This is a genomic window from Shewanella corallii (genome assembly GCF_023349125.1).
Lineage (GTDB): Bacteria > Pseudomonadota > Gammaproteobacteria > Enterobacterales > Shewanellaceae > Shewanella > Shewanella corallii.
This window is the reverse complement of record NZ_JAKIKT010000007.1, coordinates 45397-58713: the sequence shown is the minus strand read 5'-3', so window position 1 is coordinate 58713 and position 13317 is coordinate 45397. Positions and strand designations below refer to the sequence as shown.

8 protein-coding genes are annotated in these 13317 nt (G+C 48.4%); 3 read left to right on the top strand and 5 right to left on the bottom strand.

Going from position 1 to position 13317, the window contains the following annotated elements; translation table 11 throughout:
* Positions 1-6 precede the first annotated feature (6 nt).
* From L2725_RS16585 to prmB, 4 genes are all read right to left on the bottom strand, one after another.
* Positions 7-1161, bottom strand: a complete 1155-nt coding sequence (locus tag L2725_RS16585) for an ATP-NAD kinase family protein (RefSeq protein WP_249249959.1) — start codon at positions 1159-1161, stop codon at positions 7-9.
* Positions 1162-1242: 81 nt separating this feature from the next.
* On the bottom strand, positions 1243-2451 hold the full coding sequence (locus tag L2725_RS16580; protein ID WP_249249957.1) for an MFS transporter: 1209 nt from the start codon (positions 2449-2451) through the stop codon (positions 1243-1245).
* Complete coding sequence (gene aroC / locus L2725_RS16575) at positions 2448-3545, bottom strand: chorismate synthase (protein ID WP_249249955.1); 1098 nt, start codon at positions 3543-3545, stop codon at positions 2448-2450. Before aroC ends, L2725_RS16580 begins: the two co-directional genes overlap by 4 nt.
* 113 nt (positions 3546-3658) lie before the next feature.
* Complete coding sequence (gene prmB / locus L2725_RS16570; protein WP_248937862.1) at positions 3659-4603, bottom strand: 50S ribosomal protein L3 N(5)-glutamine methyltransferase; 945 nt, start codon at positions 4601-4603, stop codon at positions 3659-3661.
* A 136-nt stretch (positions 4604-4739) separates the two neighbouring features.
* On the opposite strand from prmB, the gene smrB reads away from it, so the two are divergent.
* The gene (gene smrB / locus L2725_RS16565) at positions 4740-5270 is read left to right on the top strand and encodes an endonuclease SmrB (protein ID WP_249249954.1); all 531 of its coding nucleotides are present in this window, start codon (positions 4740-4742) and stop codon (positions 5268-5270) included.
* Between the two features lie 68 nt (positions 5271-5338).
* Here the strand turns inward: smrB and sixA are convergent, their stop codons facing one another.
* Entirely contained in the window at positions 5339-5809 is a 471-nt protein-coding gene (gene sixA, locus L2725_RS16560; RefSeq protein WP_249249953.1) for a phosphohistidine phosphatase SixA, read from the bottom strand.
* A 167-nt stretch (positions 5810-5976) separates the two neighbouring features.
* On the opposite strand from sixA, the gene L2725_RS16555 reads away from it, so the two are divergent.
* Both L2725_RS16555 and L2725_RS16550 read left to right on the top strand, forming a co-directional pair.
* Positions 5977-8766 carry an insulinase family protein gene (locus L2725_RS16555; protein ID WP_249249952.1) on the top strand — a complete coding sequence of 930 codons (2790 nt, stop codon included), beginning with the start codon at positions 5977-5979 and terminating at the stop codon, positions 8764-8766.
* Between the two features lie 233 nt (positions 8767-8999).
* Entirely contained in the window at positions 9000-13274 is a 4275-nt protein-coding gene (locus L2725_RS16550; RefSeq protein WP_249249951.1) for an EAL domain-containing protein, read from the top strand.
* Positions 13275-13317 lie beyond the last annotated feature (43 nt).

Below are 13317 nucleotides of genomic sequence, written 5' to 3'. Positions count from 1 at the left end.
CGTTTGTCACTCATTCAGATCAGGGTTGGCCACCTGATACATCACATAATCATGATAACCGGTAGTGACGCGATAATAGCCACTCATTTCCCGGTCCAGTTCTGGGTCGCCACTATCCACGATCAGCGGCCGCCCTTCAAGTGCTTTCAGCTTGGTTTTGGTCGCCAGGATAATAATATTCTCCTTACCTACCCGTCTTATCAGCTCTGGCGATAACTGCTGATTACCCCGTCCCAGAATATGACCCTGGCCTCCAATAAGGGTGATAACCAGTTTTACTCCTTGATTATCCTTCCCCTGCCGAGCAGCGGCGGTCTGCTCCAGCAGTTGATTGGCGGTCAAATCACTGGCCAGCAAATCACGGTCCTGAATCAAATCAACACCCAGCAAAGTGTTATCCAGTCCAAGCTCCTCCATCACAGCAGCTACTGTACTGCCTGAACCCATGATAAACAGCTCATCATCCATCTGCCCAATCAGATCTGCGGCGATATCAGCCAGCACCAGCTCATCCACTTCCTTGCCGCCCATTTTTACCGCCTGCACATATCTGGGCTCAGCAGGCACAGTCATCTCACCAAAGCGTCTGGCCCTGACTGTACCCTGACGAAAAGCCTCTTCGTCAATATCCATCACATCGGCGCTCATCAGACTGACCAGCTCACCCTGCAGCAACATACGCACCACAACCCCTGCAGCATGCGGAGTTATCGCATACACGCCGGAATGGATTTTCACCCCGGCAGGCACCCCCAGCACAGGCAAGCAATCATCTACCTCAGCATAAACATCCCGGGCAGTGCCATCGCCACCGGCAAACAGCAATAAATCCGGCTTATAGGTATCCGCCAGAACCGCAGCCAGAGATCTGGAATCCCTTGCTGTGGAGGGGTCAGCTCCTGTGTACACCACCTGAGTCGTGAAGCCCAGCTCCAACGCCAGCGTCTCTCCCAGGGGCCCGGCGCCTGTCAGTATGTGAATATTGTCTTTGTAAGGCAGCAGCACTTCCAGCGCCTGTTTCATTCGCAGAGACGCTTTTGGCTCTGCGCCTCTTGCTAAAGCTTCCGCGGCAACACCATCACTGCCTTTTAGCGCGACACTGCCGCCCAACCCGGCATATGGATTGATTAATAGTCCCAGCTTAAACACTCTGTCACTCATGGTCTTCCCTGTGCTGTTCCTGTTTTGGTACTTAAATAGCGCTCAGTATTCAGCGGCCCAATATCAATAAGTTTGCCACTGTTACCCATGGGCAGGCATCGCCGTATCCTGAGCTCTTGGCTCCCGAGGAATAAAGCAAACTGCCAGCATGGAGAGAAAGGCGCAGATTGCGGCAAACACCCAGGTCCACATGGCACCACTGCCATCTCCCCAAATATAGCCACATATCCAGATCCCCAATGCTCCGCCCATACCAAAGCCAATACTGGCGTACAGTGCCTGGCCCTGACTTTGATGACGCTTATCGAAATGCTGATAGACAAACTGGATTGACGCGGCATGAACCAGACCAAAGGTAAAGGCATGGAGCAACTGACTCAGCGCGATGATACTGACATGTTCTACTCCAAAGGCCATCATCAGCCAACGGGCTGCTGTCATCAGAATACTGACAGCCATCAGTGGCATCACGCCAAAGCGCTTCAGTAGCCGGGGAGCCATCATAAACATACCAATTTCTGCCGTCACTCCCAGCGCCACCATAATGCCAGCCAGGGATTCAGCGTATCCGGCCTGCTTAAGGTAGAGGACGAAGAAACCGTAAAATGGTCCGGCGCTCATTTGCAACAACAAGGCTGACAGCAAGAACCAGAATACTGCCGGAGTAACCACCTTGCCTTTGGGCGCAGGACTTTCATCCTTTTGCTGCCGCTCCGCTTTCAATGGCAGGGCACAAGCTAACATGCCAAGAAACAGCACCATGCCAAGATATGGCAGAATTTGCGCGCCAAAATGCTCAATGGCGAAACCACCACCCACCACAAGACAGATATAACCCACGCTGCCCCAACTGCGAATCGCACCGTACCTTTGAGGGTTATTACCCAGGGTATCCAGAGTGACCACTTCAAGTTGGGCAAGAATGGCGTTCCAGAAGAAGGTATAAACCACCAGGCTGGCTGCCAGATAGAGGAAACTACCCTCTACAAAAAAGCTGGTGTAGGTAATGGCTGCCGCGGCAGCACCGGCTTTGACCAGCTCCACTCTCATACCGGTTCTGTCTGCCACTCTGGCCCAGACATTGGGAGCGATTACCCGGGTGCCCAGTACAATCGCCAGCAATATGCCGATTTCCTGAGGATTAAAGCCGCGACTTTCAAAGAAGACCCCAAGGTAAGGGACCATAACCCCAAGAATGGAGTAGAAGAAAAAATAACAGGCGCCCAGCCAAAAAAGCTGTCGCGCCTGAGCTGAGGCACCGTTTGGGGCCTCAGGTGTTGCTGGTGTCATTTACGCATTCCGAGAACTGGGGTTTGACTCTGTACATCCTGATTTTGCGCTCTGTGGCGCAACAGGTGGTCCATTAACACGATTGCCAACATGGCTTCAGCAATGGGAACCGCTCTAATACCGACGCAGGGGTCGTGGCGTCCCTTGGTCACCACTTCGGCAGTTTCACCACGCACATTAATACTTTCCCCCGGCACACTGATGCTGGAGGTAGGCTTAAGCGCCATATGGGCAATAATAGGCTGACCAGAAGAGATGCCTCCCAGCACGCCACCGGCGTGGTTTGAGTCAAAGCCTTCGGGAGTCATCAGGTCTCTGTGCTCAGAGCCTTTCTGGGTAACCACTTCAAAGCCATCACCAATCTCCACACCTTTAACGGCATTGATCCCCATGAGCGCATGAGCAATATCTGCATCCAGGCGGTCGAATACCGGCTCACCCAAACCAACCGGCACATTAGTGGCAATCACAGACACTTTAGCACCAATGGAATCGCCGGATTTTTTCAAGTCCCGCATGTACTCATCAAGCGCTTCGAGCTTGCTGGCATCGGGGAAGAAAAATGGATTTTGTTCAATCTGGTCGAAGTCAATGTTGTCTGCTGCAATCGGACCGAGCTGAGACAGAAAACCATGGATTTCTATGCCATGGACCTGCTGCAAATACTTTTTGGCGACTGCACCTGCGGCAACACGCATTGCGGTTTCACGGGCAGATGAACGACCACCACCGCGATAGTCGCGCTGACCATACTTTTGTTGGTAGGTGTAATCTGCATGTCCGGGACGGAACAGCTCTTTGATATTGGAGTAGTCCTGACTGCGTTGATCTGTGTTTTCAATCAGCAGGCCAATGGAGGTGCCAGTGGTTTTACCTTCAAACACGCCGGAAAGAATACGCACCTCATCGGCTTCACGACGGGCCGTGGTATACCGTGACGTGCCGGGACGTCGGCGGTCCAGATCATGCTGCATATCTTCAACACTGAGCTCCAGACCCGGAGGACAACCGTCAATAATGCATCCCAGTGCCATACCGTGACTTTCACCAAAAGTCGTGACGACGAAGTTCTGACCAATACTGTTTCCCGACATCCGTATACATTTCCTCGTTGTTTTAATGGTTCCTGATGTGGCGTCTTAATTGTTTGTTGTCAGCCATGTAGGGTTAAAGGTGAGGCATCTGCCTCACCTTTGGCAGGATAAGATTATTCCCTATCCTTATAGATGGCGAAAAGTGATTCATTTTCAACCAGCTGATCACGGGTCAAAACAAACACGCCGTCACCGCCATTTTCGAAGCTCACCCAAGTGAATGGCACTTCAGGGAATTGCTCCATCAGATGCACCATGGAGTTACCCACTTCAACCACCAGTACACCCTCTTCGGTCAGGTAGTCAGCCGCATTGGCCAGAATACGCTTGGTAATATCAAGGCCATCGCGGCCGGATGCCAGACCAATTTCAGGCTCGTGATGATATTCCTTGGGCATATCATCAATATCTTCCTGATCCACATAGGGAGGGTTAGACACAATCAGGTCGTACTGAGGGCCTTTTGGAATGGCACTGAACAGATCTGACTGCATTGGGAACACCCGGTTCATGACGCCCAGGCTTTCGATGTTCATCTGTGCCACTTCCAGCGCATCATCGCTGATATCCAGCGCATCCACTTCAGCATCTTCAAACTCGTAAGCACAGGCAATAGCGATACAACCACTGCCGGTACACAGATCCAGTACACGATTAACCGGCTTGTTGTACAGCCATGGGCCAAAGCCATCCTGAATCATCTCACCAATTGGCGATCTTGGTACCAGCACACGCTCATCCACATAAAACTGCAGACCACAAAAATAAGCGACGTTGGTCAGGTATGGCACCGGCAGACGTTCGCGGACGCGACGCAGGATCAGGTCAACAATCTTGTGCTTTTCGCTGCTGGTCAGGTTGGCATTCACCACCTGCTGCCCAAGTTCATCAGGCAGGTGCAGGGCGTGCAGTACCAGAGCCACGGCTTCATCCCAGGCATTGTCGGTACCATGACCGTAATAGATACCCGCATCATTGAAACGGCTCACTGCCCAGCGCAGCATATCGCCAATGGTTTTCAGCTCAGAAACAGCTTCATCTACAAAGATTTTGTCCAAAACAGACTCCAGCAATCAATTTGTCGCCATTGTAACTGAATTGGCCCTGTGAACGACAGCAAACATTCGCCTCTGAAGTAGCCTGTGAGCACCAAGATAACTCACATAAATAGAGACTTTGGGGTAAAATGCCGGAATGAACATCAAAAAAACCAATCAAACCAGTGGCTCATTTGCCGATTTGTTCGGTGATGTCAGACCATTGGCCCAGGACAAACGTCATTTCGGTACCCCGCTGAAAACCAAAGTTGAAGTGGTGGAAAAAGCGGTGCAGCTAGAGTCTGACAGCTACTTTTCTGATACTTATCAGCCTCTATTACCAACAGATGGCCCTATGCGCTGGCTCAGATCCGACTGTGACAGTTTGGAAGTGAAGCGACTTCGCAGAGGCGACTATGTACCAGATCTTCTGCTGGACCTTCATGGATACCGCCAAAGTGAAGCTAAGCTTGAACTGGCGGCACTGATACACGCATGTATAAAAGAGCACATTCAGTGCTGCTGCGTAATGCACGGCTATGGAACAGGGATTTTAAAACAACAGGTCCCAATGTGGCTGGCCCAACACCCTCAGGTAAAAGCGTTTCATCAGGCCCCCAAAGAATGGGGTGGAGATGCTGCGTTGCTGGTACTGGTCGATATAGGTGAGCACCCACACCGTAGATGACAAGGCTGAGTAAATATGAAAAAACCGGGTGATGGCCCGGTTTTTCTGTTCAATTAACTGTCTAGTTGTCAGCCAATGGTATGAGGTGCTTCCTGCCACACCTGACTGGCTCTTTCACCGTGAAGATCAAGCAGGCATATGGCAGAAGTAGCAAACAAAGGCGGCTCAATACCACCAACCATCTCGCTGACCAGATAACCCAGTAATGGCATATGTGATACCACCAATACCTTGTCGGCTTTATATTGATGGGCATAAGCCTGGATTAAAGAAGCACACATAGCAGGGTCGGCAGAGGGAACCAATTCATCCAACACCATCAGCTTACGAGGCTCGGGGAAATGAGTGCTCACCTCCTGCCAACTTTGCTGAACCCTGAGATAGGGACTGATCAGCACCAAATCAAAAGTTGTAACATGTGATGTCAACCAGTTAGCCATTTGACCGGTTTGATAGCGCCCCAGGTCTGTCAGTACTCGCTCGCGGTCAGATAGCGCATCAAAGCTGGCTTCGCCATGCCTCATTAAAAACAGCTGCATACAACTCTCGCCTTCGATTGTTATTGCTTTTTTTGAAGATTGTATCCCCATTTAAGCCGGTAAAAAACCATAGTGAGCTTAATCTTTAGTCGAGGAGGTCGGCTTTGTTTGCCAAAACCCTCTGAGGGACTCAATATATAAGCTGACTTCCCGAAAGGAGCCGGCACTTGTCTTCCCAATTTGAGCTAATTTCCAGCCCCAACGACAGCCGTCAATATCGCTACCTTATTCTGCCAAATGAATTGCGGGTTCTACTGGTACAAGATGACCAGGCTGAGCAAGCTGCCGCTTCAATGGCAGTCAACGTCGGTCACTTTGATGATCCCGCTGAGCGTCCGGGCATGGCGCACTTTCTTGAACATATGCTGTTTCTTGGCACAGAGAAATTTCCCGATCCAGCCGAATATCACGCCTTTATCAATCGTCATGGTGGCAGCAACAACGCCTGGACAGGAACAGAGCATACAAACTTCTTCTACAGCCTTGATGCAGAGGCATTTGAGTCGTCGCTGGACAGGTTCAGTCAATTTTTTGTCGCCCCCTGTTTCAACCTCGACCTGGTTGAGCGAGAGCGTCAAGCAATTGACGCTGAGTACAGCCTTAAACTGAAAGATGATATTCGGAGGGTCTATCAGGTACATAAAGAAACCGTCAACCCTGCTCACCCTTTCTCTAAGTTTTCCGTAGGAAACATAGTCACACTGGGGGGAGACAGAGAACAACTGCGCAATGAACTACTGGCTTTCTACGAGGATCATTACAGTGCCAACCTCATGACTCTGTGTATGGTTGCTCCCCTGCCGCTGGACACGCTGGAATCGCTTGCGCGTCAATATTTTGACGAAATTCCGAATAAAGCAATACGAAAGCACTATCCGCAGGTGCCTTTGTACAGCGATAAGCAGCTACGCAGACAGATTAATATTGTTCCTTTGAAGGACCAGAAGCGCCTGACTATCTCCTTTGCTCTGCTAGGAATAGATTGTTACTACAAGAGCAAGCCCCTTACTTTTATCAGCCACCTGTTGGGCAATGAGTCCAATGGGAGTTTATTGAATTATTTCAAAGACAAAGGATGGGCAACAGCACTGTCTGCCGGGGGAGGAATTAACGGCTATAACTTTAAGGATTACAACATCAGTGTGCAGTTGACCGAAACTGGTCTATCGCATATTGACGATATTATCTGCGCGACATTTGCCTTTATCGATCTGCTCCAACAGCAGGGTCTGGAGGACTGGCGTTATCGGGAACGGGCAGACTTACTGGAAGTGGCTTTCAGATTCCAGGAAACCATCAAGTCCATGGATCTCTCCAGCCATCTCAGCATCAATATGCAACACTACTCGGCTGAAGATGTGATTTTTGGTGATTATCGAATGGCCGGCCTCGACGTGGACGAATGTAAGTACCTGCTTACATTAATGAATCCACAAAATATCCGGCTGCAATTGATAGCGCACGAACTTGATGCTGATGCACAGGCAGACTGGTATCACACCCCCTATATGGACAGCCCTATTTCTGCGGAAAGACTCAACAGCTGGAGTAATGTGGCGCAGATCCCTGAACTGACTTTACCAGAGGCGAACCCCTTTATTGTCAGCGCCCCTGAAGTGCGGCCCGGAGGCAATGAAAGTTCAGCTCCCACCATTGTCGCTGAGGGGAAAGGATACAGGATTTGGCACAAAAAAGATGGCGAGTTCAATGTCCCAAAAGGCCATCTTTATCTGTCGCTGGACTCAGAGAAAGCCAGTGCGACGCCAAGACAGGCGGCCCTCACCCGCCTTTATGTTGAAATGCTCCAGGACTATCTGACAGAGTTCACCTATCCTGCTGAAGTTGCTGGGTTAAATTACAATATCTACCCACACCAGGGTGGCTTAACTCTGCACATATCCGGCCTGACCGGCAACCAGGAGAAGTTACTGGCGCTGATTATCGAGAAAGCCAGGGAGCGGAATTTCAGTGAATCACGATTTCAGGCAACAAAGCGACAACTGCTGCAGGCCTGGTATAACGTCAGCAGAGCCAAACCCATTTCTCAGCTGTTTACCAGCCTGACTGTAACGCTACAGCGCCGCAGCTATGAACCTAACCGGTTGGCAGAGTGCCTGGAAGATGTGACCCTGACAGAGTTGCATGAGCATGTCAGAGCGTTTTTCGAGAAGATCCACCTTGAAGGTTTGGTATATGGTGACTGGCTCGAAAGCGAGGCCAAACACCTGGCCCACAAGCTGGACGTGATTCTGACTTTGGTGTCGTCTCCCAGTGGAGAATCAGAACGCCAGCTGGTAGATATGCGTGGAAAAGGCACTTTACTCAGGGAGTTGGATATACATCACCCGGACAGTGGCATCATAGTCTACTATCAGTCAGCCTCAACTGATCCCCGGGACATGGCGCTGTTCAGCTTATTGAACCACACCATGTCCTCCTCCTTCTTCCATGAGTTGCGGACCCAGAAGCAACTGGGTTATATGGTGGGAACCGGCTATTTGCCGCTGCACCGGCATCCCGGAATGATCTTCTATATTCAATCCCCAAGCTCAGGCCCTCTGACGCTGCTGCAGGCCATTGATGAGTTTGTTGCAGACTTCAATTATGCGGTAATGCAAATTACCACTGAGCAGTGGGAGGACACCAAGAAAGGCCTGGTTCAACAGGTGATGGAACACGATGCCAACCAAAAGACACGAAGCCAGCGGTACTGGGCCAGCATAGGTAACAAGGACTATGGATTTGATCAACGTGAAATGGTGGTAGCAGAGATTACGACCCTGAGCCGCTCGGACCTGATTGAGTTTAACATGTCTCACCTCAGAACCCGTAAAGCAGACAGACTGGTTATCTACAATCGAGGAGAGCAGCAGGAAGCTTCACAGCTTTTGCAGTCAGGCACCCTGATTACCGATCTGAAACTGTTTAAAAATCAGGCGAACAAATTCAGTCTCTAGTATTGCCGCCAATAGTAGGATTCTCAAAAAAACGCCCACTGGGATATTACAATTCACTAGTGGGCGCTGGTTTTTCATCAATTCCAACCAATATGTAAAGCATTTCCACCGCCAGCCAGCAGCAGACCCAAGTCGTACATGTCTGCAACCTTTGACAAACGCCAATCGTTCTGAAAAAGTTAGAGATTGCAACATTTTAAGAACTTAGTATAAAAACGAATAAGTCGCCCAAGATGCCAAACAGAAAAGCCATTAATACGCTGCTGAGTCTGCTTCTCTTTATCGTTTCCGGTAGCGTACTGGCGCTGTCACCCAGCCCCTATCCAATCAAGCTGAATGCAAAGTCATACGGCCTTGAGGAGGGACTGTCTCAAATCGCAGTGTCCTCCATCACAGAGGACCACAATGGTTATGTCTGGGTCGGTACTCTCAACGGCTTGAATCGATACAACGGACAAAAATTCAGACACTATTTTGCGGAGGATGGCTCGAACCTGCCCAGCTCCTTTATCCGACGCTTGTTTACCGATAGCCAAGGTCGTGTTTTCGTCGGTACCGATAGAGGATTAGTGGTCTATGACTCTCAATATGACCGCTTCTATCTGCCGGAAAACCTGAAAGCACTATTAGCAAACAGGTCCATTTCATCAATCTCCGAATTTCCCGAAGGTTTGATAGTGAGCTCTACCAAGGAGATCTTCAAATTATCCAAGGACTTGAGTTCAATCGAACGCGTATATTCGACATCTAAAATTGAGATAAAAAAAGTCGTCTATCTCAACGGAGAGATGTATATACATGGATATGACAATAGCCTTATCCAGGTAGGCCAGGCTGGTGAGACTGAGATCTCAGGTGTTATTGATGTTATGCCACTGGGGAAAAAGCTATTTATCCTCAAGAATTCAGGATATGAAGTCGTTGGCCAGAATAGTAGTAAAACAATTCATAACTCTTCACTTAGTTACATAACATCAAGTAGTAATCTCGACTATATCATTGCGCTTGAGCGAGGCGCCTTAATAAAACTGGATAGCGATCTCAACAAAGCATATCTGGGAACGCTATGGTCTGAGGATCTAGACATTTCTGGGCTTCAGGTATCTGATGATGCGGTTAGAGTGCTTACTTATAACAGAGGTTATTACGAAACATCTGATAAAATCAACATAATCTCAAACATCCCAAATATAGAGCACTATGTTTGGGACATTAAAGCGTTCGAAGATGACAAGATAATTATTGCAACAGAAGGGGCACGCTTATTAGTCCTGAACTCAAATTATGAAGAAGTTGATAGTATAGATGCTTCGGTATCCGGTCCTAAAAAGCTCTATGTAGATGGCTCAGATATATATTTTACATCTCGCCAGGGACTATTCAAAGTTGATACGACCAACGGGTCATCAGTTAATGTTCTCAATGGTGCGTTTTGGAGTATAACCGGCGACGAACACCAACTCATACTCGGCAGTGACAATGGAGTTCTTCATACTTATGACAAGGCCTCGCAAAGCTCCACGTCCATACATATAGAATCAAACAACGAGCCTATATTGGATGTCATCATCACGTCAGATGATAAAGACGCCTATTGGATAGGAACACAGGGAGGGCTATACCTCTACAAGGATCAGATCCTTAATAAAGTGAAGAGTGGAATCGTTTTCTCTCTATTCCAGGACCAAGGTGATATCTTTATTGGCTCGAGTAAAGGTTTGTCTAAAGTCGATAAACAAGAGATGTCCATTGATAACATTGTTATCAATAATAAACCTGTATACTCAATTACTGAACTAAATGATGTTATATACGCAACATCGGATAAGGAGATTATCTCCTACAACAAAGACTCCAATCAGATATTACTATTGACTCGAAGCTTCGGCAGCAACGATGAGTACAATCAGCAATCCGTAGAGATAGTTGGTAACACTGCGTTGTTTGGAGCAAAGTCTGGCATAGCTACACTTAATGATGAAAAACTTGCTGAATTTATAAGTAACAGCAACCCGCCAAAAATAACACTGGATAGTCTTAAAATATTTAACAAAGAAGAAAGTATTGGGGGAGACTATTTATCTGAGAGCTTAAATGAAACCAATGTACTTACATTAAAGTACTCGGACTATCCATTGACTATTAGCTTCAGCTCTCCTGGCAATGAAGATGTCGACATATTCTATCAACTCAAAGGTTTATCTGACACTTTTGTCCAAGCTATCGATATTAATGCGGCGACATACACCAACTTGTCGTCAGGCGACTATACACTCAATGTATATGCCATGGATAAGCTCACTAAAAAAGTGAGCAATATGAAGGCACTCAACCTGGTTGTGACACCGCCTTGGTGGCTTTCTACTGAAGCAAAGCTTGTTTATTTGGTGATCGTTGCTCTAGTAGCGGCAGCAATCATTAAAGCTTTGATAAGGCGCCGAGAAGTCCAAAAAAAAATTGCTCAGAGTGAAGAGCGACTTAAATTGTCACTTTGGGGGAGTGGCGATGAAATGTGGGACTGGGATATAGAGTCTGGCCAGATCTATCGCTCCAATATCTGGGGCTCTCTGGACTTCCCAAAAGATGGTCAAAGGGCCGGTGAGCCGGGTGAAGAAAGTAATATTCACCCCTTCGATCAATCCAGAGTACGTGATGCGTTAAAGAGCCATTTCAATGGCGAGACGGAACACTTTGAAGCCGCCTATCGGGTAAAAGGAAAGGGTGGCGACTGGATCTGGATTCTGGACAGGGCAAAAATTGTTGAACGGGATGAACAGGACCGCGCCGTCCGAATGACGGGCACAATAAAAAACATCAGTAATTTCAAGCAGACCGAAGAACAACTAAAGCTGTTTGAGCGGGCAATTCGCAATATGTCAGAGGGTATGTTCATTCTGGACGACAGTTTCAGCTTTGTTGCCGTCAACCAGGCCTGTTGCCAACTATCACATCAATCCAGGGATAAGTTTATCGGCAGAGAAATGAACTTTGAGCTCTACCCGGAAAACTATTCAACCCAGGTCAAACAACTTCTGCTTAAACATGGGCGCTGGCATGCGGATGTAGAAGCTAAACGTGGCGACGGTACCAGCTTCCTGATGGAACTGACCATAGATGCTATCTATGGTGAAGCTGGCGTCATCTCTCACTATGTTGGTGTTTTTTCGGATATTACCCGCAGAAAGTCCCAGGAAGAGGAACTCAGGAAACTCACCAACAACGACGGCCTCACCGGCCTGCCAAACCGCTCAAATATGCAGGTCACTTTGAGCAACCTGGTAAAGAAAGACAGCCATCATACATTGATGGTGATTGACCTGGATAACTTCAAGAAGATTAACGACTCGCTGGGCCATCAAATTGGTGATGAACTGTTGGTTTTGGTGGCCAAGCGATTGGAGCAGGCAATCCCAAGACATACAGGCCTGTATCGACTTGGAGGCGATGAATTTGCCATTCTGGAGGATAAACTGCCGGATATTGGCTCTGGCGCAACCATCGCATCACGCATTATCGAACACTTCGCCACCCCTTTTGAAATCGCCGGAGAGAAACTGGTAATCGGCCTGAGTATCGGTATTGTGCTCTACCCGGAAGATGAACAAAACGAGCAGGCACTGCTAAGAAAAGCGGACATCGCCATGTACCACGCCAAGTCGGCAGGTGGTAACCGTTATCAGTTCTACTCTGAGTCCCTGAACAAAAATGCCATCAGACAACTGGAAATTGAGAACCTTATCCGCGATGGCCTGAGAAAAGATTTCTTCCAGGTTCATTACCAGCCAAAGTATGACATCAAGTCCAATAAATTGACGGGAATGGAGGCACTTGTCAGGCTGGACCATCCAGATAAGGGATTGATTTCTCCCGGAGAATTTATCCCTCTTGCAGAAGAAAATGGCTTAATCGTTGAAATTGGCGATCTTGTGCTGAAAAAAGCCTGTTTTGCGGCACAAAGCTGGCGTGAGCTGGGCCTGTTCAACGGCCGCGTCGCTGTCAATTTGTCGTCGCACCAATTTGCTCTGCCGGATCTGCAACAGCGGATTGAATCTATATTGGCACTGACCCGCCTGCCGGCAGCCAATCTTGAGCTGGAAATCACCGAAGGCACGGTAATCAAGCAACCAGAGAAAGCTATTAAGGTGATGCAGCAGCTGTCCAAAATGGGGGTCAGCCTGGCACTTGATGACTTTGGAACCGGCTACTCCTCGCTCTCATATCTGAAGCGCTTCCCCATTAACACACTGAAAATTGATAAAGCTTTTGTCGATGACATCGACAAGTCAGATCGAGACTTGAAGATGGTGGATTCCATTATCACCATAGCCCATAACATGGGACTCTCAGTGGTAGGTGAAGGCGTAGAGCTGAGTGCTCAGCTGTCTTTGTTAAAAGCCCTCAACTGCGAAGAGATCCAGGGCTTCCTTTACAGTAAGGCGCTACCCGAAAATGAATTTACAGCTCTGCTGGAGCAACAAAGGCAAAACAATCACTCTGCCGTAAGCTAATTAACCAGCACCTTATATTGAAAGTGGGCTCAACTTAAGTTGG

Excerpts from the sequence above, each read along its gene's own strand:
- L2725_RS16585 (WP_249249959.1), bottom strand. The coding sequence starts at position 1,161 with ATGAGTGACAGAGTGTTTAAGCTGGGACTATTAATCAATCCATATGCC.
- L2725_RS16580 (WP_249249957.1), bottom strand. The coding sequence starts at position 2,451 with ATGACACCAGCAACACCTGAGGCCCCAAACGGTGCCTCAGCTCAGGCG.
- aroC (WP_249249955.1), bottom strand. The coding sequence starts at position 3,545 with ATGTCGGGAAACAGTATTGGTCAGAACTTCGTCGTCACGACTTTTGGT.
- smrB (WP_249249954.1), top strand. The coding sequence starts at position 4,740 with ATGAACATCAAAAAAACCAATCAAACCAGTGGCTCATTTGCCGATTTG.
- sixA (WP_249249953.1), bottom strand. The coding sequence starts at position 5,809 with ATGCAGCTGTTTTTAATGAGGCATGGCGAAGCCAGCTTTGATGCGCTA.
- L2725_RS16550 (WP_249249951.1), top strand. The coding sequence starts at position 9,000 with ATGCCAAACAGAAAAGCCATTAATACGCTGCTGAGTCTGCTTCTCTTT.